Below are 24,407 nucleotides of genomic sequence, written 5' to 3'. Positions count from 1 at the left end.
TTCAAAATGGCTCTAACAGGTTTAGAAATCTATAAGCAACTACCAAAGAAAAACTGCGGAGAGTGCGGCGTACCTACTTGTTTAGCCTTTGCTATGGCTTTGGCTTCAGGAAAAGCGTCCTTGGACACCTGCCCATATGTCACTGCTGCTGCACGGGAAGCGTTGGATTCTGCTTCAGCTCCTCCGATCAAAGCCATTAAATTTGGCAATGAGTCTGTTATTGGAGATGAGAATGTACTTTTCCGTCATGATAAGACATTCTACCACCCCACGACTTTGCTCATCCGAGTATCTGACTCCTTGAGTGATGACGAATTGAGTCTAAAACTTCAAGAAATCAAGGGTTTGGAATTTGACCGCGTCGGACTTCATTATTCCATCGATGGTGTAGCAGTGGTTCATGAATCAGGAGATGCTGCGCGCTTCGAAAAAGTTGCTGGAATTGTTGCTGCAGGAACGGAAAAATCATTGCTCTTACTTAGTAGTGATCCGGTAGCTTTAAAGGCAGCCCTTGTGCCTTTGGCATCCCGCAAGCCATTAATCGGAGAGGCGACTGAAGCAAACTACGAAGCAATCGTTAACCTTGCCAAGGAAAACTCTGTTCCGGTAATCATAAAAGCAGAGGGACTCGATGCACTCAATGATCTCGTTGTCAAGGCACAAGCCTTGGATTACAAGGAATTTGTACTTGATCCCGGTTCTAGGACTCCAGTTGAAACGTTAGCAAATTTGACCCATTTACGACGTTTGGCTATCAAGAAGAAATTCAGACCGTTTGGTTATCCTGTTATTGCTTACACCAGCCAAACTGAGCCACTTGACGAAATCATGGAGGGTTCCGTTTATGTGTCCAAATATGCTAGCGCTGTTGTTTTAAATACCAGTACCAAAGCTCATCTTTTACCCTTAATGACCTTGCGTCAAAACCTTTATACTGATCCCCAGAAACCAATTCAAGTTGAGCCGATCCTCCATTCAGTGGGGGATGTTAACGAAAATTCTCCATTTTACATTACCACAAACTTCTCTCTAACCTACTACAGTGTTGAGGGTGAAGTGGAAACCTCCAAAATCCCTAGCTATATTCTGCCCATCGATACCGACGGAACTTCAGTTCTTACGGCTTATGCAGCAGGGAAATTTGAACCCGAGAAAATCGCTGAAGCAATGGTTGCTTGTGGCATCGCTGATAAAGTGAAACATCGTAATGTTATAATACCTGGCTATGTTGCCGTGATCTCGGGTAAACTCGCAGAACTATCTGGTTTTAAAGTTATTGTAGGGCCACGGGAATCCAGTGGAATTCTTTCTTTTTCAAAAACCCTGTCATAAAACCTTTTGGATTGAACATCAGTTGAGCTATGAAGAGACAAAATAAAGATGATCTCTTACATGAAACTCGTGAAAAGGGATTTCTTGGTAGAGTAAGGAAGTGAAAACGATGCCCCCATTTCATATTAAATTCATGCCCGAGGACCGCATAATTGATGTTGAGGACGGTACATCGCTGCTCGAAGCGGCTGCTAAAGCGGAAATTTTCATTAAATCAGGGTGCGGTGGTAAGGGCACTTGCGGTGCTTGTAAAGTTGTCGTTCTAAGTGGGGATCCTTTAGTGACTGGGACCGGAAACTTAACACCCGAGCAAATTTCCAAAGGCGTTAGGCTAGCCTGCCAAACCTTGATCCAAGGGGATATGACGATTGAGGTTCCTCCAGAATCCCGGTTACAAGAACATCAGGTTTTAATGGGGGATGTCCATAAGGGGATTTTGCAAGAAAGCAAACATGATTTACTCGAAAGGTTCGGGCATCACCCTTTAGCGACTAAGCTTAGGATTTCACTATCCGTGCCAACTTTAACGGAGAATACGAGTGATTGGGCCCGACTGAACATGGAGCTGCGTCGTGTCTTGAAAGCGGAAGACAAGCCCATTCACATACCGTTATCCGTTCTGAAACATCTGCCAGAATCACTTCGTAAAGCAAACTGGGATGTGTCTGTTACTTTAACAGAGATTGATTCTGGTTTTACCGTCACTCGTGTGGAACCCGGAAACGATCACCCCCCATATGGACTGGCAATTGATATTGGAACCACTACAGTTGTCGTCTACCTCATCAATCTCTTGACTGGAGAAATTGAGGAACAGCAGGGATCATACAATAAACAAGCCAAATACGGCGATGACGTTATTTCTCGTATAGTGTATGCCGTAGAAAATGAAGAGCACTTACTAGGAATTCAGCACGCAGTCGTGGATACTATCAATGAGCTTATTGACAAGATTATTGCTCGAAAATCAATAAGCAATTTGGATATTTCTTCTGCAATAGTAGCTGGAAATACCACAATGACACAATTATTTCTTGGTGTGGATCCTCGGTATATCCGGTTAGAGCCCTATATTCCCACAATGACAAGTGTTCCTTCTGTTCCCGCTAGGGAGATCGGGCTTCATATGATACCTGAAGCTTTGGTGCATTGTTATCCTTCGGTAGCTAGTTATGTCGGTGGAGATATTGTAGCTGGAACACTGGTCACGGATTTGGCCAATGGGGAAGATATTATTCTCTTTATAGATATTGGAACGAATGGGGAAATCGTCCTCGGAAACCAAGATTGGCTCGTTACTTGTGCTTGTTCAGCTGGTCCAAGTTTTGAAGGTGGCGGGATAACATTTGGTATGCGTGCGATGCCAGGGGCGATTGAACGAGTTATTATTGATTCCGAAACTCTGGATGTATCCCTTAAGGTGATTAACAACCTTCCCCCGGTTGGAATATGTGGATCGGGACTTGTGGATTGTATGGCCAAACTACTCGGAGCAGGTATTATTGACCGCGCTGGAAATTTCCAATTGGCTCATCACTCGGGTTCGGAACGGATACGAGCTACTCCGGATGACAAAGAATTTGTCCTAGCTTGGGCTCATCAATCTGGTGGAAAAAAAGATGTGGTTATCACAGAAAATGATGTTAAGAATGTCATCCGAGCTAAAGGGGCCATCTATGCCGGTATCCGCTCATTACTCAACATGGTTGCTGTCGATATTGAAATGATCAGTCGGATCGTCATTGCTGGAGGATTCGGTAATTACCTCAATGTGCACGATTCTGTTCAAATTGGACTGCTTCCAGATCTTGACACAGATCGGTTTGAATTTATCGGGAATTCTTCCGTTAAAGGAGCGCGCCTTGCACTACTCTCACAGAATGCATGGCGTGAAGCAGAAGAGTTGGGACGGAAAATGACCTATGTTGAGCTTTCGGTTGGAGCGACATTTATGGATGAGTACGTTTCTGCTCTGTTTTTACCGCATACGGATTTATCCCTATTTCCATCTTGTCAATAACGTTATAATTGGAGGTCTTCCACATGGCAAACTATGTAGCAGTTGCTGGTAAAGGTGGCGTAGGGAAAACCACATTCACCGCTTTATTACTAAGGCAAATGGTTCATCGAAAAAAAGGAATTTCAATTCTCGCTGTCGATGCAGATCCGAATGCAAACCTGGATGAGGCTTTGGGATTAACCGTTACAACAACAATTTCGGAATTGCTTGAAGAAAGCAAAAACCCTAAAGCAATCCCTCCTGGAATGGCGAAGAATATCTTTATCGAATATAAACTTCAGCAGTCACTAGTTGAGTCTAAAGATATTGATCTTCTCGTCATGGGAGGTCCACAGGGGGCAGGGTGTTATTGCTATCCCAATGACCTTTTGCGTAAACATATTGAGAGCATCGGAGAGAACTATGATTTTGTGGCTGTAGATTCAGAAGCTGGTTTGGAACATATTAGTCGTCGTACTATACCTCATATCGACGAGATGTTCGTTATCAGCGATTCTTCGGCACGGGGTATACGTTCTGCGGGGCGGGTTCACGATCTCATTCGGGGACTTAAGTCTGCTGTAAATACCATATATTTGGTCGTCACCAAAACCACAGAGGGCAGCATAGAATCCTTAAGCGAAGAAATCGAACGTACAGGACTCACTCTTATTGGAGACATTCCGTTGGATCCCTTAGTGGTGGAATATGACTTGGCGGGTAAACCATTATTTGATTTACCTGATGATGCCGTCTCGGTTAAGGCTGTTGAAAGTATTTTAAACCGAGCCGGAATCTTTAACTAGAAAGGAGAGAAGTTCATGTCCGTAGCATTAGTGAAAGAAAGATATTCTAGTAAAGTCGGAGAGGTTGTACTAGGAGCAACTCCTGAACAAGGAGGAACAAGAACCTCTACAGTGACAGTTGGCGGGGATAGTACTTTACCTTTTCTCCATTTTGAAGGACAAATGCAGAATCGTCCCATAATTGCCATGGAAGTCAATGACATTGTCCCGGAATGGAACGATACGATTAAAAATCAATTTGGTGATGTTTTAAATAACCCGGGTGCTTGGGCAAAAAAATGTGTGGATGAATATGGCGCAGATGTTATTTATTTGAAGCTAATCGGAGCAGACCCAGAAGGTGAGAATCGTTCTCCGGAAGATTGTACTCGTGTTGTGAAAGAGGTCTTGGCTGCTGTTGGAGTGCCTCTCATCGTAGCAGGGTGCGATGATGATGAAAAGAATAACGAGGTTATAGCGGCTATTGCAGAAGCTACAACTGGGGAAAACCTCCTGCTTGGCCTTGCTGAACAGGATAACTACAAATCCATTGCTGCTGCCGCGATGGTTCACAAACATACTGTGATTGCGCGTTCACCACTTGATATCAATATCTGTAAACAGCTTAATATCTTAATCAACGAAATGGGACTACCCTTAAACAAAATTGTCATTGACCCTATGATCGGAGGGCTTGGCTTCGGTATCGAGTATGCGTATTCTATTATGGAACGGGCCCGCTTAGGGGCATTAGCCAATGATAAAATGCTTTCTATGCCCATGATATGTACCGTTGGTTATGAATCTAATCGTTGCAAAGAAGCAAACGTATCTGCCGATGAGTTTCCTGGGTGGGGTGATCTTCAAGACCGTGGCGTACTGTGGGAAGCATTGACCGCTTCCGCTATGCTGCAAGTTGGAGCTAGTATTCTTGTGATGCGTAACCCAGCTGCAGTACGTTTGGTCCAGAAGAACATCGCTGATTTGATGAACAAATAGCTCCATGAGATGTGACTTTAAAAAAATGAAAGGTCGTGACCGAATGCTTATATTTGGCGAACGGATTAATGGGATGTTTACTGATATTGGAGAAGCACTTCGCAATAAAGATCCAAAGCCCTTACAATATTGGGCTGTGAAGCAACATGAAGGTGGAGCACACTACCTTGACGTTAATTCAGGCCCTGCTATCCCAACTGAAGAGCGTGTCGCAGCATATGAGTGGATGGTTAATGTCATTCAAGAAGTTTCAGATCTGCCCCTTGTCTTAGACTCAACTAACTATAATGCGATCGAAGCTGGCTTAAAAGTTTGTAAACGTCCTGCGATTATTAACTCTTGCCCAGCAGAGCAAGTGAAAATTGAACGCGTATTCCCCATGGCCATACAATATAACGCCGGCATTATTGGTTTGACCATGGACAAACAAGGTATTCCGAAAAACTCTGAGAACAGAGTGGCTTTTGCCATGGAATTAGTAGCAGCTGCAGATGAATACGGCTTGCCAATGGAAGACCTTTTCATTGATCCCCTGATTCTTCCTGTTAATGTGGCTCAGGAGCATGCTCCTGAAGTTTTAGAAAGTCTACGTCAAGTAAAAATGTTGGCGAACCCAGCTCCACGTACAGTTCTTGGCTTATCGAACGTATCGCAAAAGTCACCTGACCGTAATTTAATTAATCGAACGTATCTTGCCATGGCCATTGCTTCCGGACTTGATGCAGCTATTATGGATGCTAACGACGATGATCTTGTCGATGTAGCAGCGACTGCCCAAATCCTGCTCAATAAGAGCATCTATGCGGATTCGTATCTTAAAGTCTTCCGTTCACGCTAAACCTTACGGAAGTAGGCAAATGTAATTAGCAAGAAGCTCCTCGAAATTTCGAGGAGCTTCTTGCTAATGTTTTTAACACCCAAGGTTATTTCATCTGGATATTCATACCATCCAAGAAACAAGCATAGCTATCAACAGGTATATTTTCAGGAGGTGGATAAGTGTGGAGGCCTATTTTCATAATGATCCGCGAATTGAAGAGTGGATTGACCAAATTACAGAAAAGATATTCACAGTGTGCTTATTATCAGGAGTAGATTCGGATGCTGAGTTTCAGAGGGGTAGCCAAATAGTTACAAAAGTCACTTCATTGTTACTAGGAATTTCAATGTTTCCAACTGAATATTTAGAGGATGGACTTAGACAACTTCTTGAACAACAACTTCCTGACGAACGTGTTATTAATAATTTTCCTTTATTCCAGGATACAATGGACAAAATGTTGCGTGACGGAATGTCGAAGGCGATGGATACCCAACCCAAAGAAGCTTTGAACAGTACGGTTTCTTACGCTAAAGAAAATACCAAAGAGGTTATTCGAGAAGTACTTGGCGAAAATACTGGTAGACCATGGGAAACGTTTAACGAAGAAAATGTGATAGAAAGTGTAATTCCAGCCGTAGCTATTGAAAACGCGTTTCACCATGATATTCAGGAAGGCGAATTTGTAGTTGAAACTGAGGCTGATACTGAGTCAAATGAGGAAGGGCCTGAACGACTCGATCTTGCGGTTATAACAATGGATAGTGCATTAGATTTCGAACGTATAAACGATAAACGAAGAAACGTCGAACTAGAGATGACTGAAATCGACTCCATATCTGATGATATATTGTGTAAGTTGCAAGTTCCTGATCTAGATAATCGTCTTAGACATGTACTTAACAAAGTTTTTCCAAATGGCCCAGTTTGTTGGAACTTAAAAGTGAATAATCAAACTTTTTTGGCCCAAGTCGAAGATATTCTGATTTACCTGCATGATCCCAAGCATCCTTGTCTGGTGGAAAACTTTAATAAAAGGGGCTGGAAGGTCTTTGTATGTAGCGCAGAGGATTTATCATTTCCTCGTAGATTAGAGCGAGGAATTCGGCAGATTCTACGTTCTGGAAAGAATTCAACAATCGTATAACATTTATCGCAAAGAAGTAGGAAATACTACTTCTTTGTCGAATTACATATAGGAGGGACAAATATTATGTTAAGATATCTGAAATGAGGTATTAAATTGTGGCTGATAAGTTGGGAGAAATCTTAACAACTACCCTGAAAGCAATCGAGTTAGGAAAAGAAGAGATTTTTTTTATTGCAGAGACATCACGCTCTGAAACGCAACGGTTGACTAATGAACTTTCTCAGCTTAAATCGGATATTATAGAAATTATTCGTCAAGTTGATTTTCAGGTACGAACAGATCGACTCATGCGTCAGAAACTTATGGAAGTGAGTCGAGCACATCAAAAACACACTGAGAAAGATATGATAGAGGCTTACGCAAACGCAAAGGATGCTCAGGTCAAACTGCAGCTTTTGCAAGCCCAAGAAGTTCAGTTGCGCAAACGACGAGATGATATTGAACATGCCTTGCGCCAGATGAATGCGACAATTGAGCGTGCCGAGAACCTTATGACTCAGATCTGTATGGCGATTAGTTTATTACAAGGTGGATTAGAAGACTCGTTACAAACCCAGAACCACGAACAACGTTTAGAAATGGGTCTAAGGGTCATTAAAGCGCAAGAGGAAGAACGACGTCGTGTTGCAAGAGAAATACATGATGGTCCCGCCCAAACGCTTGCAAATATTGTCTTGCGCTTGGAAATTGCAGAAAAGCTGCTTGATTTAGATCCCAGCAAGGTAAAGGCTGAACTCCAAGACCTAAAAAAGCTAGTCCGATCAAATCTTCAAGATATTCGAAGGATCATCTTCAATCTCCGTCCCATGGCCTTAGATGATTTAGGAATTGTACCAGCCATCTCTAAATACCTCGAAAACTTCCAAGAAAACTATGGAATTAAATGTGAGTTAAGGATCGAAGGTCGTGAAAAGCGGCTTCTCTCGGCCATGGAAGTGGCCCTTTTCCGTTTAATTCAAGAAGGAATGACCAACGTAGCGAAACATGCTAACTCGGCGAAAGTAGATATATGTTTAATTTTTCAAGATGAATGGACAATTGCTCGGATCCGTGATTTTGGTAAAGGATTCGAAGTAAACTCTGCTATGATCGCTCCTGAGGAACATTTTGGACTTGTTGGTATGCGCGAACGTGTAGAAATGTTTTCTGGACGTTTTTCCATTCAATCTACTATAGGGGAGGGAACAACGATAGAACTATCAATTCCATCGAGACTCAAGGGAGGAACGACAACATGATTCGTATCGTAATTGCCGACGATCACCCACTTATAAGAGAAGGGTTACGTCGTATTTTGGAATTTGAAGATGGAATTGAAGTAGTTGCAGAAGTAGGAGACGGCCAAGGTGCCATTAATGTTGCGCGTAACAATATGTTCGATATCTTATTAATGGATCTTAATATGCCCGGAGTGAATGGCTTAGACGCAGGTCGCGTTATTCGACGAGAATGTCCCCATATTGGTATTTTAGTATTGACCGTTGATGATTCGGATGAAAAGATCTTCCAAGTTCTTCAACTTGGCGTGGCTGGCTATTTATTAAAAGATGTAGACTCAAAAACATTGATTCATTCAATACGTAAGGTGTACTCAGGAGAACCTATATTGTCTCCAACCGTTACAGGTAAATTGCTGGAGCAATTTACACAACCAAGCCCTTTGAAAAATACTTGTGGACTCAGTGAACGTGAGATGGAAATTCTTTATTATGTGGTACGTGGATCTTCCAACCGGGAGATTGGAACTGCTTTATTTATTAGTGAAAAGACTGTGAAGAATCATCTTTCGAGCATTTATCGTAAATTAGCTGTTGAGGACCGCACTCAAGCAGCTCTTAAAGCGGTTAAACTAAAATTCGTTCAACTTGACTAATGACTAGTGGATTTTCAATTACCATTGCGTAACAAGTGTTAAACGGGTAATATAGACCTAGATAAAATTATAATTACGAGTTTAAGACATGAATATTAAAATATAAAAACACAATAGCGTCATTAAAGTTTTTTCTCTCATTTTCATTGGAAAAGAGAAGCCATTCAGACGCTATTTTTGGAGGATTATTGTATGAAAATTAGCTTTTTCGGTGCAGCACAAGTTGTCACGGGATCATCATTTCTCGTTGAATCTGGCGAATCGCGTATTTTAATCGATTGTGGAATGTTTCAGGGATCCAAAGCACTGAAAGAGTTAAATTACGATAAGTTTCCCTATAACCCAGGAAGTATTGACGCAGTCATTTTAACCCATGCACATACTGACCACTCTGGAATGCTGCCTAAACTGATTAAGGCAGGTTTCAAGGGTACTATCTGGGCTACCCCTGAAACCATTAAATTATGTTCAATAATGCTCCCGGATAGTGGCCATATTCAAGAAATGGAAGTAGAACGTAAGAATCGTAAGCGTTTAAGAGCAGGTCTTCAACCCTTGGTCCCTATTTATACAGTTCAAGACGCGCTCGATACTCTTCCATATTTTAAACCAATACCCTATCAAGAACAAATGGACCTCGTTCCCACTGTTTCTTTTCAACTCTATGATGCGGGTCACATTTTAGGTTCGGCACACGTAGTGATTCATATAAAAGAACCGGATTTTTCTAAGTCAATCGTATTTTCTGGTGATATTGGGAATGTTAATCAACCCTACCTTGAAGATCCAAGCATTTTAAGTGAAGCAGAAGTTGTCATCATGGAAACAACCTATGGAAATCGTCTGCATGATGAGAACGCAGATGGGGAAAAAATTGACCGTGCAGACCAACTCGCCGAAACGATTCGTACAACCTATGAAGCAGGAGGGAATTTAATTATTCCAGCTTTTGCGATAGAACGTACCCAAGACCTTCTTTATTATTTGCGTAAATTACAAGACGAACATCGCATACCAACGTTACCTGTTTATATTGACAGTCCATTAGCCATCGCAGCAACAAAGATATTTCAAGAGAACACTGAACACTTCGACACAGAAACGCGTCAACTGATTCAACAGGGCAATAGTCCCTTGAATATGCCCAATGTTCATTTCAGTCAAACTGCTGCGGATTCAATGGCTCTTAATGAGATTGAAGGCGGATCGATCATTATTGCCGCCAGCGGCATGGCTGATGCAGGACGCATAAAACATCATCTTAAACACAATCTTTGGAGGGAAAAGGCTACTGTTCTGTTTGTAGGATATCAGGCTCAAGGTACTCTCGGTCGAATTCTTTCAGATGGTGCCGATGTAGTAACTATACATGGAGAAAAGGTTGCGGTTAAAGCTCGTATCAGCCACATGGACGGTTTATCTGCACATGCTGATCAAGCTGAACTTCTTCATTGGCTCTCCCGTTTAGGAAAAAAGGCAGAGCAAATCATTCTTGTACACGGGGAATTAGAAGGACAAACTGTCTTTTCTAACAAAATCCAAGAAACTTTCGGTAAAACTTCAGTTATACCGCAACTAGGGGAAACTATTGAATTCATATCCAACCAGATTGTACGGCATGCCCCAGAAAAACTATGGATGACGCCGAATGATTCGACTCAGGTTATTGAAGAAAAAGTGCGCCCTGCTTCCGAAATAACGCATAGAAAATCAACACTTCAGAGTGCCCCAATCTCATCTCAACGATCAAAAATGTCAGATCCCCACGTATCCCGCGCTCAAGTCAATAGAGCCTATATCCGGTTACGTCATCATCTCAAACGGCTTTTGGATGAAGGTCAACGAACCCGGAATTTTGACCGGGTCGTTAATCTTCTAGATAGTATGACACGCTGGCTTGAAGAACAAGAACAAGAACGAGAAAGACGGCATTAAGGATAGCGCAGGGCATTAGATCCAAGCATATTCTGAGGTTTGTCGTTTAATACCGGCTAGGAAGCGAAGGGTTTCTTCTCGCCTCTTTACTGCCAAACGTTTTCCTGCTTTTGTTGATACTTTGTCAGGAAGGGCATCAGCAAAAAGACGTGCTCGATCTAGAGCATTTTCAGGGGTCTGAATTAACTCATCTTGCCCAACCAGACTAAATAATCGCATCAAACCTATGTTACCTAAATTGTCCAAGATGTCGGACTCGCGTATATAGACTGCTTCGTCACTCCGCCCCGGTTCTGAATAGTACATGTGGTTTTCTACAGCATCTAAGATCATGGGCAATTTGGTTGGAGAGAACATCATTTGTTGTAAAAGATTTGTAGTAACCCCTTTGGAACGTAAAGCGTGATCAATGTTCTTAAGCGCATAAACAGGGTATTTTCCTGTATCATGTAGCAAGGCAGCAGTATAAAGAACTTCATCATCAAGGGTTAAATGATTTGAGAGTTCTTTGGCTAGATGATAGACCCTATAGCAATGTTTAACACCCCAAGCTGGATGAGCACCTGATTTATCGACGATATGAATGAGTTCTTCCCGAAAGTCCATAACTTGTCCTCCTTTGTTCGTTTAGAAACTATATACGCCAAAGTGCTCTTATTATCCTGCCATAATATGGTAACATTCCCTCGAGCTGTTTTTATCTTTTCATGTAAAAAGAGCGTTTTTTGGCCTTTTTATTGTAGATACACTATTTTTCATGGAAGGATTTTACAGATAAAGAGAGAATACTTAAGAAATATTTTTTATGGGTATTAGGGAGTGAACGCCAATGAATAAAGTAAGTGTTTATGGGAGCTTTACACAGGCTCTTTTCTTTTCCGGTGTCGTTGCAGTTCCAAAATATCTATTAACCCATTATAAAGAAATTGGATTAAATGATCGTGATATGATGGTTCTGATACAGATTTTATGTGAAGCGGAAACCAACCCCTACCCGTCAATCACCACCTTAGCTGGGCGCATGACCGATTCTCCATCAGACATTGAGGAGGTTGTAGGCCGATTAGTGGAGCGAAAATTACTAGCGATTGAACGGCACTGGAATTCTAATGAACAAAAGTGGTTTAATAGCTATAGTCTTGTGGGTTTAATCGATGAACTTGCCGAACTTTGGGCTATTGATCGCTCTCGGACGCTGGAACAAGAACGCACCCTGAAACAAAGCCAATTCTCACCACAGTCTACCTCTACTCCAATAAACTCACCTATGGAAAACTTGGTTCATACATTTGAGCAAGAACTTGGTCGACCGCTTACTAAATTAGAGTGCGAGAATTTGGATCGATGGCTGTCATCCCATTTTTCGGAAGAGCTTATCATCGAAGCCTTAAGAAGGGGAGTAAGTGCAGGTATTCGAAACTTTCGCTATCTAGATTCTATACTTCGAGAATGGGAAAAAAAGGGATTGCGCACGCGAATCGAAATTGAGGCAGAAGACGCTTATTTTCAGTCTCGTCAGGAGAAAAAACTGTCAAAAGCTAACGAAAAGGTTTCAAAAACAGTTTCAAATAAATATGAGAATTTCTATTTATAGTTTCTTAAAGCTATAAGATATCTTGGATTTTAGAGGAGGGAATAGCTCAAATGAAAAGTGTAAAAGATATCTTGAAAGGGAATGGTTTAGACGCAAAAATACTCAATGCTAACTCCAAGTCCATCTTAACCACTGAGTCGAACTCCTCTCGAGCTCTCCAAGATCAAGGAAAGACTGATCCTTCAAATTCCATGTCAACCTTAGTTTGTCCCCACTGCCAAGGTCGTGGAATCTATCTTGAAGGGGATGTAGCTTATCCCTGTAGTTGTATGCAGACGAGAAAACTAGAAAATCAGTTTCGTCATGCTCGAATTTCTAGAGATTTGATGAACTGCCGTTTTGAAAAATTCAGATTCGATTATTATACATCGGAGATGGGAGATCAATCCCATCGAGAAGGGGCATCAAAGGCCCTAAATGCAGCTAAGAGCTTTGTTTATGACTGTGAACAGAATCCCCACGGTCTTGGTATTCTGTTCACCGGACCTGTTGGATCAGGGAAGACCTTTTTAGCGGCAGCTATTGCCAATGAACTTATGGAGGCACAATTAAAAGTTCTTTTTCTGGTCGTTCCCGATCTATTAGATGAACTAAGAGCAACCTATAAATCACAAGTAAATGAGCTGGATTTATTAGACACTGCTCGAACAATTCCTATCCTAATCCTTGATGATCTGGGTGTTCATAATTACACTGATTGGACACGAAATCGCCTTTATTCTATAATTAATTATCGTACGAACGAACAGCTTCCCACTGTTATAACTTCAAATCTTACGCTTGATGAAATGGAAGACTATATAGGTGTGCGTACGACTTCTCGGATAATTCAGTCCACTCGTATCTTCCGTTTGACCGTTGAGAAAGATATACGACATCAAATGTATTATGAGCGTGAAGGTAAAAAATAAATATTTTCAAACCTATGCATGTCCTTAAGAGGACATGCATAGGTTTTTTCAGGAGTAAAATTTTAATTATTGGAGGTGTCAGTTTTGGCTAAAATTATTGCGATTGACCGTAAATACTTTGTTATGATTGCCAGTGTTATTGTGTTGTGTCTGATCGGATTTACCGGATTTTCACTTTGGCAAAACACACATTCGAGTGTAAGCAAAATTAACGAAGTCCCCGAAATTAAAATGCTCGGTGTCACGGTGGTACCAGATTCAATCGTAAAAGATCTAACGTATGGAAGTGTTGTGCTAAAAGGGTCACAAGTGATCAACGCTAAAGTTTTTGACCTAGTGGTCACGGTGCAAAACACAACATCCAAGCAGATGACGAATGTTCCGGTGGAATTGCAAGTGAATCTTATAGGTGATGACAGCAAAAAGGTAATCTCACCTGGAGTCTTAACTTTATTAGAGCCTGGAGGCACAGCACGTGTTGCTTTTAAACAGATTAAGGCTTTAGGAGATGCATTAGGTAAAAGCGCTACAGCTGGGCAACACTTAATGACACTGCGCATTAAACCTAATCCTGAGGGGGGAGTCGAACAAGCTACAGAAGCAAGTTTTCGTTTTAATGTTGATTCGACGGTTAAAGCACCCACCACTGTAAAGAAACAATAAACATGGCTAATAAAATAAGTGCTCATTGTAGGGCACTTATTTTATTTTTTTCTCGATAAGGGTATAATAGGTTTGAGGTGCTGAAATATGGAAATAGAAGTAGATTTACATACTCATACAGTAGCAAGTGGACATGCCTATAGTACTCTATCAGAAAATGCACAGGAGGCCTCACGTAAGGGCCTTAAATTACTAGGCATGACTGATCATGCTCCCAGTATGCCGGGTGCCCCTCATCTTTATCATTTTGGGAACTTGGCGATCCTTCCAGAAGAACTTTTCGGTGTTCATATTTTACCTGGAGTTGAAGCAAATATCATAAATTATGAAGGAGAATTGGATATCCCCATGCCTTATCTGGCGCGGATGAAACTCGTTCTCGTCGGACTTCATGTAATCTGTTATCCCGGAGGAACGTCTGAACAAAATACACAGGCTTATATTAAAGCCATGGAAAATCCCTTGACAGATATGATGGTTCATCCGGGTCGGCCAGAATTTGAGCTCGATCTCGAAAGAATTGCGTTTATGTCAGCTCAATTAAATATTCCAGTTGAGATTAATAATAGTTCACTGTCAAAGGAAAAAAGTGGAGCATGGGGAAATTGCCGCCGTTTTGCCCGTTATATGGTAAAGTACAAAGGACCTGTTATTCTGGGAAGTGATGCTCACTTTTGGGACAGGGTCGGTGATTTTAGCCATGCACTTGAATTGGTTCACGAGGTAGGGATTGAGGAACATCAGGTACTTAACACTTCGTCTGATCGTGTTCTAGAGTATTTAGCAACACGTCGCAGAAACCGTCTAGTTATCAATTAGTAGGTACACCATCTCTTTGCCTTCCATATACTGTCATGAAGGGAGGGCGTTGGAGGTGTCGGGTAATCAGCCAGTAGGTCAATGTACAGAACCGCTTAACATGGGCATAGCCTTATTTGCACCGATTAGTTCGGTGGCCGGGAGCGCAACTCTCTTTTTTACGCAACCTCTCATAAATGGTCGCGTTTTTGCATCATCTGCTGTTATAATCGGCTCAGAACTATTCCTATTCATTGCCCAGCGCCTTTTTCGGCTTGAAAGTCTACCAGTTCTTGATGTGAAGAATGGGCAAACAGTACAAATGCCCCTTTCTGAGCTTCAAGGATTCTTAAAATGGATGTCCAACGGATCTGCCGGAGAGTACACGGGGATAATGCCTAACCGCGGTTTTCTAACTCCCGAAACCCCGGAAGCACCTCTCACAATTGTTTTATTTGTTAACGGAGACTATTCAAACAATCCTTATTCGCCCAGCGCTTGGTTTCTTTTTCCCATACTCACGTTTCCCGGCATCAGAGGAGCGCTTCCACTCCTTATACTTGAACTGCTTGCCACAATCTTTGTACGAGCAGTTGTACCACCTGAATCCACGGGCTCGAAGCCACTCTCTAAGCCCGGGACGATTAAGCCGAACAATCCTCTAACCTTCTCGTCGAATGACATTTTGCAATTACTCTCCAAGTTTAGAAAACAGGGTGGCTCAAAATAAGTACTCATTCAAAGAGACGCCCAGTAGGGCCATAAGTTCCTGTGTAGAATAAGGGAACATGTCAAGGAAAGACGAAATGTCTTTCCTTGACATGTTATAAGAAAAGTTCATTTGTTTCACTATATTATTTATAGTACAATGAGTATTGTGGTTACACTAGAGTAAGAAAGCAGAAGTAAAGGACGTGTCAAACAGTGGTTATTAAACGAAGGCAGATAGATCGCGAACGCTTAGCGGGAGCTCTTATATTTATTAGTTTATTTATTATTCTAATGTCGATGGTTAGCATTAGGTTTTTGGATGTTAAAGTCACAAATATCGAATTGGTCGACAATGACTTGTATACAATTGTTACGGACAAGGGCCCTGTAAATATTAACACTAATGATATTTTAAGAATCGAAAGGACATATGCTAAGGCTGCCATTACAGGGACACCGGTGGAAATGGATCGAATCTTCACTACCAAGGGGTTTATCTATTTTTCTTCCTTAGATCCCTTTTACAAAATTGGGCATCAGCTTATCAATTCTGTGGATTTCGTAGGGAAGTCAGTTTGGATTAATTCTAAAACCAGTGACGCAACGCAAACTGAGTGGACATCAAATCAACGACAAACTGCAAATTTGAAGCTTATTCAGCCCTTTAATTATGCGATGGGTACTCCTTCTAACCTCACATCTGTCATTTTCTTTGTTGTATCCCTACAATATCTTGCACTCGCTGTCGGAGGGACTGCTTTATTTGTTTTGATTTTTCCACTGCGTTTGGATACGTCTATGCCTGCTCATTCCTTTCTTCAACAAGACCCTGAAATCCGTTCTGAAGAAGAAAAGTTTGGCGTAGTAGCAAAATAGCTAGTGTAGCTACCATGATGCCCTCGTAAGATGCTAGTCATTAGGAGAGTGTGAAATGAGTGATATAAGATGAAGAGGGCAATATTAGTTTCAGAAAACCCTACATTAAATCTTGAAATAAAAGTGGTTCTGCCACTTGTGAGTTATCAGATCATAGCGACAACGGATAATGGCATGGAAGCCTTGCGTTTCGCTCACCGATTTGAGCCTGATTTAATAATTATGGGTTGGAATTTACGCGGCCTTAATTCTTCGGAGGTTCTTCAAAATCTGGTTGAGCAACATCTTTGTCCAATTATTGTTGTTCTTACCCAAGAGGAACATCACGTTTTATCTGAAGTGATCGAGGCAGATGCCCACCACGTTATTCAATATCCATGGCGTGCGCTTGAAATGGCAGCAGCTATACAGCTAGCAGAGCATCGCTTTGTCCGTGAAACGGAACATTCCCAGCAAATTCAACGTTTAGAGGAAGAACTTAAAACACGAAAGATAATCTTTCAAGCCATGCTTTCCCTCATTCAACAACGGGGATTTTCTGAGCAGGCTGCTTATACTGCACTACGTACCCAAGCAATGGTTACGCGTAAATCCATGAGAGCTGTGGCCCGTGATGTTCTTAAAGGCGTATGGTTACCTGAGCTGAATTGATCAGACAGAAAGGAGTCTTGTTTAATGAAAGTGTTAGTTAAACATATTAAAGGGATGCATTTTCAGGGCGAAGGAAGCTCAAAGGTCTTGACTCATTTAGATGCAAGTGTTACGGCTGGGGGAACTGGGCATGGAACCAGTCCTATGGAACTCTTATTAATCTCTATTGCTGGCTGCAGCGGGATGGACGTTGTCACGATTCTTGAAAAGATGCAGGTGAAATTTCAGCGCTTTGAGACTACAGTTGAAGGTGAACGTGCCAGTGATCATCCTCGTGTCTTTAAAGACATAGAGGTTGTCTATAGATTTTGGGGCGAATCCCTTCCTGAAGAAAAACTCAAGCGTGCAGTTCAGCTTTCCATGGATAAATATTGTAGTGTAGCTAATATGATTGATAAAGCAGCCGATCTTACGTACCGTATTGAAATTAACCCCAACTCCATATGATTATGTAACTCCCTATATATACCAAACACACAATCCTTGATAGTACAAATATGTTTTGTTATACTAGGTACGAGGTTGCTGAATCGCGTCGTAAAGAGGTAGAAAAATGACATTGATTTTAATGGTTGCGAGAAGTATATTTCTGATTTCTGTCGTACTTTATATTTATTATTTTTCCCGACGTAAGAAACATAATGTTGTAATTCAAATGTGGTCAACTATTGTTGTAGGGATGCTTGCTGGTTTAATAAGTCAATTAGCCGAAGTTAAACTTGGAAATCTTAGTTGGAACTCCATTCAGATCAGTTTCTATCTCTATTTTGCTCTTATTATTTATTCCTTGTGGAAATTAACATTAGAGCTTAAAAGACGACGTCATTGAACGTTAAAGGTAAGGGGCCGCATCTTAACAAAATTTGCGGCTTGTTTTTTTGCTGCGTGATATATAGTATATAATCTTAAAGAAGGAGAAAGTGTTTGAATGAGAAGAACTAAGAGTACAATTCGACTAAAGAAGATTTTAGCCTTTATTATCTATAATCTAGTTTTGGCTGCTATTCTTGCCCCTTTCGTATTGTTTTGGGGACCATTTCAGTCTCTCAAAACTGTGGCCGTTGGTTCAGTCTACACCTCGCGGCATCCGCAGGTAGTAAAAGCCTTTCTTTCTCAAGCTGAGATAGATCGTATTATGAGCGAAGCATCTAAAGGGCTAAGCGATGGGAAAGCCATTGCTCGTACAAAGGTAGTTGCAGATGCCAGTTCGGGAATAACGGTTGAAGATATTCAAGGTCCAAGTTTCAAAGGCAAAGTAATGCTGATAAAAGATCCGAAAAGAGTCAAATTGGCCGTAACGAAAGAAATCGGTGTTACTGGTGAACGGGTCAGTGACCTAGTTAAAGATATGGGAGCAATTGCCGGAATTAATGCCGGAGGCTTCTATGACCCAAATGGTAAAGGAAATGGAGCCTTTCCAGACGGGTTAACTATGCATAACGGAATACTTGTGCACAATAATGTAGGTGAAAAAGCGGTCAATATTGTCGGCTTTGATGATCAGGGTAAACTGGTTCTCGGCAAGATGACAGCTAATCAGTTAGAAGAGAAACACATTCGTGAAGCTGTTACTTTTGAACCTAATCTGATTGTAGATGGGAAATCTGTAATTACTGGAGACGGGGGGTGGGGTATTGCCCCTCGGACAGGAATAGGTCAAATGGCTGACGGAACTGTAATTTTTGTAGTTATTGATGGTCGTCAACCCACTTGGAGTATTGGAGCAACATTGCGAGATTTAATGAATGTTTTTGAAGATTATAATGCCGTGAATGCCGTCAATTTAGATGGCGGCTCTTCATCAGAACTTGTCTACAACTCCAAAGTCTTAAATCGACTTTGGGATATCTTCGGGGAACGATATATACCGACCGCCTTTGTGGTCACTCCATAAGTCCTTTGCATATATAAACTTCCACCAAAAAGGAGAATCGCATGAAGAAGAAACTGCGTATCATACTTGTCTGGACACTGGTTTCACTCCTCCTCCAATTTGGGGCTTACTCCTTTTTGAACAATAAAGTTCAAAAGGTTATGGCACCCGTAGATAGCGAACCCATCACTCTTCAGCTTAAATCAACGATCCCAGGCACTGACCTAACTGATGTTCAAATTTCTTACGCTAAGGATTATTTAGCGTACATGGAGAATGGAACCCTTAAAGTATTTAACCTGAAAAAAGATAAGGTTGTTTTTGAAAAGAAATCGCCCTCTAATGATAAGTCATTTGGCGTTCTCACGTACCAGTGGTTGCCTGATCGAAATACCTTGCTTTATTTTTACGCTAAGAAAAACCCTAATCCTGTTACGTACGTTACCGTCTACCCCCAAAAAACCACAACGAAAACCGAAATTCAGACTCCAACATCAACATCAACTGACCCAAAAACAGAAGATCCCAACCAAAAAGTCAATAAGGAAGTTCCTAAAGTAGTACCCAAAGAAGTTCCTGCCGAACCTCGGACAGAAAAGCGGTATGGCAATCCGCAAATAACAGAACTCTATTCACTTGAACTGCCAAATAGCGATGAAGAGACTGCTCCAGATGATCGTTTTAATCAGACAATTGACCAGTTTCCAGCGGGTGGAAAAATTGAAGAACTCGTTGTCTCAACCTCTACCAATCTAATGTACCTAACTGTAAAAAACGAATCAACAGAATTACTCATGCAAATTGACGTCATGAAAAACGTACGCACATTGAGCAAATCAGGAGAGTCCATCGATACTATGGCTGCATCAGATCGTTACGGTACTCTTTTTATTGACAGTAAAGTCGGTGCAACTCATCAAGTCATAGCCTTAGAAGGGACAAAGCGCCAAATCATCTCTAAGAATACCAGCGATAGAATTTTGGGAATTCGAGATGGAAACATATATATCGGTGAAGTCGAAAACAATGTACTTGTCAAGATAAAGACCACTGCAGACCTTTCCGAATTGAACAGTAACCCTTCTTTAAAAACCGTGTGGGAAGGCTCCATTCCATTTAACAAAAACGTACGCACACTTATCGGTGCAAAGGGACAAATGGTTGTCTATGATCATCAGACGGCCTATATAGTAAAGGCTGGTCAATTATCGGAGGTCAAATTGCATGGGGATGAGAATTACGTCTCAGTCGATGGCGCTGAGCTGATGCAATTGACAAAGCAAGGAACATCGACTCTCGCAGAATTACAACCCCTCAACCCGTAAAGTAAATTTTCGAGGTTGAAGAAGTCTCCTTAAAATATAATAAGAGAAAAGGAACGACCTTGGTCGTTCCTTTTCTAAACTAATTTCGCTCAGTATGGTCGTTTTGTGGGCTGAACAATTACTTCTTTTCAGGAGTTTGGTTCGAAGAACTTTCTAACCCCTTTAATTGGGTTTCTAGATTATCGAGTAAGGTGCGCATTTGGTTCATTTGATCAATTATTGAATTAATATTTGATGCGTTAAGACTATTTGGGGGTTTGGCTTGAGTCGACGGGACAAGGTTAGAGGTGCTTTGACCGGGTGTTGTAGGTTGTGGCGTTCCCTCACCGAAGAGTTGAGTTAATCCTGAACCTAAATTTTCGGACATTACCAAACGGTCCTGGTAGGAGAGAACGATGCGTTTCATTTCCGGAATGCTTCCGCCTTTATCTGATTGTAGATAGATCGGTTCGACATAGAGGAAGTTTCCGCCAATCGGAAGGGCCAAGAGGTTTCCTCGAATCACGCTTGACCCTTTCTGATCCCATAAAGAAAGCTGTTTTGATATTTCCGGGTCTTGGTCTATACGTGATTCAATTTGCAACGGGCCATCTATTTCAATATTTTTGGGCATTTTATAAAGTAATAGCTCACCATAATGCTCTCCGTCCATTCGCGCTGCCATCCAGGAAACCATGTTGTTTCGTGTGTTCGTTGCACTGGAAGCGGGTGTAAATGGAAGCATGAGCACGAACTCTGGTTTGTCTTCTCCGGGAATCTTCATGATAGTGTAATAGGGTGATACATTTTGAGGTTTTGCCTCGAAGAGTTCTTTGGCAATATCCCAAGCGTCTTCCTTATTATAGAAAACGGAGGAATTTGTCATATGAAAGGTTTTAAGCATATTACTTTGGACATTAAAAAGAGTTTCAGGATACCGGAGGTGGCTCTTTAAACTCGGCGACATACTCGTCAAGTCTTTGAATACACCAGGGAAAATTTTCATATATGTCTTTAAAATTGGGTCTTGAGGATCGACTGCATAGAAATCGACGGTTCCGTCATTGGCATCGATAATGACTTTAACCGAGTTCCGGATGTAGTTAAACTCCTTATCTAGGTATTTATTAGAATAGGGAAGGGCATCTGACGTGGTGTAGGCATCAATAATCCACTTGAGATGCCCACTATCAATGACCATGTAGGGATCTGAATCATAGGTTAAAAATGGTGCAAGCTTTTGGACTCGCTCTTTTATATTGCGATAGACTAGCATTCTACTGGCTGCTGTCACTTCATTGGCAAGGTAGAAGCGAGGCGTCCCGTGGCGAAGGGAAAGCATCAGCTTATTAAGTGGGGTTAAAGGGATCCCGGTTTTACCCTTGTAAGATGTTTCAGCATTCGTGTCCCCAAGAGGGTAGTCAAATTCTTTAACTGTAGTATCCGCGACAACCCAGTCATTGGTCAGTTCGCCGTAATAAATCCGGGGTTCAGACAATTTAAATTCCGCGAACTCGCTGGCAGGGGGAACGTCTTTAATGGCAAATGAGGGAAGCCCCTCTGAGGTGACTGCATTGGCAAACGAAGCGCTTACACCGTATCCGTGTGTATATTTAAACCGTAAATTTACAAATGTTTTTGCCTTAGGATCTAAATCAGGCGTTGAAATTTCTCGTGGACCCATCATTACCTGGCGGAATTCGCCATTGACGGTATAACGGTCAATATCAATGTCATTGAATTTATAATAGAGTCGAATGCCTTGTTTCTGGTTATAGGTCTGCAACATGGGTCGAGTATCGTTTAGCCGGATGTTGTTGAGTGTCGCTTGATCAGTTTTTAAAGCACTCATTGTGATGGGTGTATTTCCTGGATAATCTACTTCTTTAATGTGGTCTAAGCCATAGCCGAATCTCGTCAATTCAATTTCACGTTGGATGTAAGGCTGCTCTTTGTTCAGCTCGTTTGGAATAACAATAAACGATTGAATGAGTGCGGGAACAATACCATAGATTAAGATTCCTATGGTAAAGATACCCACTACCGGAACCGTCAAAAAACGCGAATCTTTAAACGTCAAGGAGATACCAGTTAAAATAAATCCCAAAGCACTCAGGACAATTAGAATTTTTAGCGCGGGAAGGGTTGCAGTTAAATCTGTATAGCCTGCACCAACAACGTGCCCATGTACAGAGTAAAGTAATTGATAAATATCAAGGAAATAACCGAAAGCTTTTAATGCAAAGAGAATTCCGATCAATAATGCAAGGTGACGCCGAGCGCTGGCGGTTATTTCAACTGCACCGTTTCGCCATAGTTTGCTCGAATGAAATCGTAAGACACCAGTGACAATGTAAAAAATTGTGGTAAACAAGGCAAGTAAAAACAAGGGACCGAAAAAAGCATTGAACAAGGTCTTTAAGAAAGGTAATTGGAAAAAGTAAAAAGCTAAATCCTTACCGAAAATCGGATCGACTTTACCAAAGGGTGTGGCATGGATAAATGATAATACATCCAACCAGCCTGTGAACCCTGCAACAAAGCTCACTCCAAAGCTTACAATGGCAGAAATAACAAGTAACCAAATCGTTACCCTTCGTTGACTTAGACTTAGAACCTTACGGTTCATATCTTGAACTAAGCGTAAGCGCAGGCGCAAGCGTTCATTTACGAAGGTAACGATGGCATGGCGAACAGAAAATAAGGTTCCGGCAATAAAAATAAAAAGAATTGTTCCATTTACTGCTTGAAAAAGCAATTTGCTCAGGAGTGGCGTCCAAAACAATTGAGAATAACCGAGATCTTTAAACCATAACCAATCTTCAAATAAACCGCTTGAGGCGGTTAATAATGAGACTACTACGATGAGGCTAACTATAAATTTGATCAAACGCTGCAATAGTGATTCCTCCCTTGAAACTTTTTACAAAACTTGTTTTCAACACTAAGTTATATAATCTAAACTAGTTTAACTATATTCTTCCCTGTAAATGAAAATCCCTTCATTAAGTTCAGAGAATTTGCACCTATTACTTTTAAAATCTGGGTAAGATATGGTATACTGATCTAGAAATACCCTAAAGGGGTATGATAGAATTTGCATTATTGAAGGAGTTGAAAGTCATGTATGACGTCATTATTATCGGTGCAGGTCCTGCAGGCCTGACAGCTGGAATATATGCTGCGCGCGGGGGACTTAAAACTGTCATATTGGAATTAGCGATGCCAGGAGGGCAAGCGGCTTCAACGGAAAATATCGAGAACTATCCCGGATTCCCAGATGGAATTAACGGATATGAACTTATGAATTCCTTTCATAAGCAAGCCTTGGCGTTTGGGGTGGAATTTATTTTTGAAGAAGTACTAAAACTCGACCTAATGGAGAACGTTAAGAAGATACAAACACAAAACCAAGTCCTTGAAGCACGTTCCATCATTATTGCCGCTGGTTCTAAACCTCGGTTATTGGGCGTTCCTGGAGAAGAAGTTTTCAAAGGTCGTGGTGTGTCCTATTGTGCAACATGCGATGGTGCCTTCTTTAGAGATAAAAAAGTTGTCGTCGTTGGTGGGGGAGATGCGGCCATCGAAGAAGGAATATACCTTACTAAATTTGCGCAAGAGGTTATCATTGTCCATCGCCGTGAAGGTTTCCGTGCTTCCCAAATTGCTATCAGCAGAGCTAAGGATAACCCTAAACTAAAATTTGAACTTAATGCAGTTGTCGAGGAAATTCTCGGTTCTGATCATGTCTTAGGCGTACGCATTAAAGAGGTGCAGAGTGGTGCAACACGAGAAATTGCGGCTGATGGCGTTTTTATCTATGTTGGCACAGATCCTAACGCTCAATTTATCCAGGGGGAAATTGAGACGGATGACAGAGGGTATATTATTGCCGATCAGTACTTGCAAACCAATCTTAAAGGTGTATATGCTGCCGGAGATATCCGTAACACTCCACTACGTCAAGTAGCAACGGCAGTTGGAGACGGTGCTTTAGCTGCGGTTGAAGTGGAAAAGTATCTTTCTGAATTATAAAATAAGGGATTTGATTCATTTTTGTATAAAGTTGAACTCAGATTAAGATTTTAAACTAGTTTAAGACTTGATATTTTATCAACTTTATACTATGCTGA

22 protein-coding genes are annotated in these 24,407 nt (G+C 41.5%); 20 read left to right on the top strand and 2 right to left on the bottom strand.

Translation table 11 applies throughout. The features are described 5' to 3' along the window. Positions 1-6: 6 nt before the first annotated feature. The 9 genes from acsC to DSOL_RS01550 all read left to right on the top strand — a co-directional run bounded on the left by acsC (position 7) and on the right by DSOL_RS01550 (position 10,893). Positions 7-1,332, top strand: coding sequence for an acetyl-CoA decarbonylase/synthase complex subunit gamma (gene acsC, locus DSOL_RS01590; protein WP_075363140.1), 1,326 nt, complete (start codon positions 7-9; stop codon positions 1,330-1,332). A gap of 109 nt (positions 1,333-1,441) precedes the next feature. Then, positions 1,442-3,352: an ASKHA domain-containing protein gene (locus tag DSOL_RS01585; RefSeq protein WP_075363139.1), complete on the top strand. Its 1,911-nt coding sequence runs from the start codon at positions 1,442-1,444 to the stop codon at positions 3,350-3,352. Between the two features lie 23 nt (positions 3,353-3,375). Beyond that, on the top strand, positions 3,376-4,137 hold the full coding sequence (locus DSOL_RS01580; RefSeq protein ID WP_075363138.1) for an ATP-binding protein: 762 nt from the start codon (positions 3,376-3,378) through the stop codon (positions 4,135-4,137). Positions 4,138-4,152: 15 nt separating this feature from the next. Continuing rightward, on the top strand, positions 4,153-5,115 hold the full coding sequence (locus DSOL_RS01575; RefSeq protein ID WP_075363137.1) for an acetyl-CoA decarbonylase/synthase complex subunit delta: 963 nt from the start codon (positions 4,153-4,155) through the stop codon (positions 5,113-5,115). 43 nt (positions 5,116-5,158) lie between these two features. Further along, positions 5,159-5,953, top strand: a complete 795-nt coding sequence (locus DSOL_RS01570) for a methyltetrahydrofolate cobalamin methyltransferase (RefSeq protein ID WP_075363330.1) — start codon at positions 5,159-5,161, stop codon at positions 5,951-5,953. A 163-nt stretch (positions 5,954-6,116) separates the two neighbouring features. Then, positions 6,117-7,082: a hypothetical protein gene (locus DSOL_RS01565; RefSeq protein WP_075363136.1), complete on the top strand. Its 966-nt coding sequence runs from the start codon at positions 6,117-6,119 to the stop codon at positions 7,080-7,082. Positions 7,083-7,180: 98 nt separating this feature from the next. Further along, positions 7,181-8,323 (top strand): sensor histidine kinase, encoded by a 1,143-nt coding sequence (locus DSOL_RS01560; RefSeq protein ID WP_075363135.1) that lies wholly within the window; start codon positions 7,181-7,183, stop codon positions 8,321-8,323. Next, positions 8,320-8,958 (top strand): response regulator, encoded by a 639-nt coding sequence (locus DSOL_RS01555; protein ID WP_075363134.1) that lies wholly within the window; start codon positions 8,320-8,322, stop codon positions 8,956-8,958. The genes DSOL_RS01560 and DSOL_RS01555 overlap by 4 nt, the downstream gene beginning before the upstream one ends. A 192-nt stretch (positions 8,959-9,150) precedes the next feature. Beyond that, positions 9,151-10,893: an MBL fold metallo-hydrolase gene (locus tag DSOL_RS01550; protein WP_075363133.1), complete on the top strand. Its 1,743-nt coding sequence runs from the start codon at positions 9,151-9,153 to the stop codon at positions 10,891-10,893. A gap of 15 nt (positions 10,894-10,908) precedes the next feature. On the opposite strand, the gene DSOL_RS01545 is transcribed toward DSOL_RS01550, so the two are convergent. Next, entirely contained in the window at positions 10,909-11,499 is a 591-nt protein-coding gene (locus tag DSOL_RS01545) for an HD domain-containing protein (RefSeq protein ID WP_075363132.1), read from the bottom strand. Between the two features lie 223 nt (positions 11,500-11,722). Here DSOL_RS01545 and DSOL_RS01540 point away from each other — a divergent pair, with 223 nt between their 5' ends. The 10 genes from DSOL_RS01540 (at position 11,723) to DSOL_RS01490 (ending at position 20,295) form a co-directional block, all read left to right on the top strand. Further along, positions 11,723-12,487, top strand: coding sequence for a DnaD domain protein (locus DSOL_RS01540; protein ID WP_075363131.1), 765 nt, complete (start codon positions 11,723-11,725; stop codon positions 12,485-12,487). 50 nt (positions 12,488-12,537) lie between these two features. Further along, the gene (locus tag DSOL_RS01535) at positions 12,538-13,398 is read left to right on the top strand and encodes an ATP-binding protein (protein ID WP_083642272.1); all 861 of its coding nucleotides are present in this window, start codon (positions 12,538-12,540) and stop codon (positions 13,396-13,398) included. Between the two features lie 84 nt (positions 13,399-13,482). Next, positions 13,483-14,061: a hypothetical protein gene (locus DSOL_RS01530; protein WP_075363130.1), complete on the top strand. Its 579-nt coding sequence runs from the start codon at positions 13,483-13,485 to the stop codon at positions 14,059-14,061. Between the two features lie 87 nt (positions 14,062-14,148). Further along, positions 14,149-14,880: a phosphatase gene (locus DSOL_RS01525; protein ID WP_075363129.1), complete on the top strand. Its 732-nt coding sequence runs from the start codon at positions 14,149-14,151 to the stop codon at positions 14,878-14,880. 55 nt (positions 14,881-14,935) lie between these two features. Beyond that, positions 14,936-15,589, top strand: coding sequence for a hypothetical protein (locus DSOL_RS01520; protein ID WP_075363128.1), 654 nt, complete (start codon positions 14,936-14,938; stop codon positions 15,587-15,589). 194 nt (positions 15,590-15,783) lie between these two features. Further along, entirely contained in the window at positions 15,784-16,446 is a 663-nt protein-coding gene (locus DSOL_RS01515; protein WP_075363127.1) for a hypothetical protein, read from the top strand. 69 nt (positions 16,447-16,515) lie between these two features. Next, complete coding sequence (locus DSOL_RS01510) at positions 16,516-17,097, top strand: ANTAR domain-containing response regulator (RefSeq protein ID WP_075363126.1); 582 nt, start codon at positions 16,516-16,518, stop codon at positions 17,095-17,097. Between the two features lie 24 nt (positions 17,098-17,121). Further along, positions 17,122-17,544, top strand: a complete 423-nt coding sequence (locus DSOL_RS01505; protein ID WP_075363125.1) for an OsmC family protein — start codon at positions 17,122-17,124, stop codon at positions 17,542-17,544. Positions 17,545-18,025: 481 nt separating this feature from the next. Next, the gene (locus tag DSOL_RS01495) at positions 18,026-18,991 is read left to right on the top strand and encodes a phosphodiester glycosidase family protein (protein ID WP_075363123.1); all 966 of its coding nucleotides are present in this window, start codon (positions 18,026-18,028) and stop codon (positions 18,989-18,991) included. A 41-nt stretch (positions 18,992-19,032) separates the two neighbouring features. Next, entirely contained in the window at positions 19,033-20,295 is a 1,263-nt protein-coding gene (locus DSOL_RS01490) for a hypothetical protein (RefSeq protein ID WP_075363122.1), read from the top strand. Between the two features lie 118 nt (positions 20,296-20,413). Here DSOL_RS01490 and DSOL_RS01485 read toward each other — a convergent pair whose 3' ends face one another. Beyond that, entirely contained in the window at positions 20,414-23,173 is a 2,760-nt protein-coding gene (locus DSOL_RS01485; RefSeq protein WP_075363121.1) for a UPF0182 family membrane protein, read from the bottom strand. A 224-nt stretch (positions 23,174-23,397) separates the two neighbouring features. Between DSOL_RS01485 and trxB the strand changes: the two genes are divergently transcribed. Then, a complete protein-coding gene (trxB, locus tag DSOL_RS01480; RefSeq protein WP_075363120.1) occupies positions 23,398-24,309 on the top strand; it encodes a thioredoxin-disulfide reductase in 912 nt (303 codons plus the stop codon). The last annotated feature ends 98 nt before the right edge of the window (positions 24,310-24,407 follow it).

The organism is Desulfosporosinus metallidurans, assembly GCF_001936615.1.
Lineage (GTDB): Bacteria > Bacillota > Desulfitobacteriia > Desulfitobacteriales > Desulfitobacteriaceae > Desulfosporosinus > Desulfosporosinus metallidurans.
Note: the sequence above shows the minus strand (reverse complement) of the source record. Positions and strands in the feature narration are given on the sequence as shown.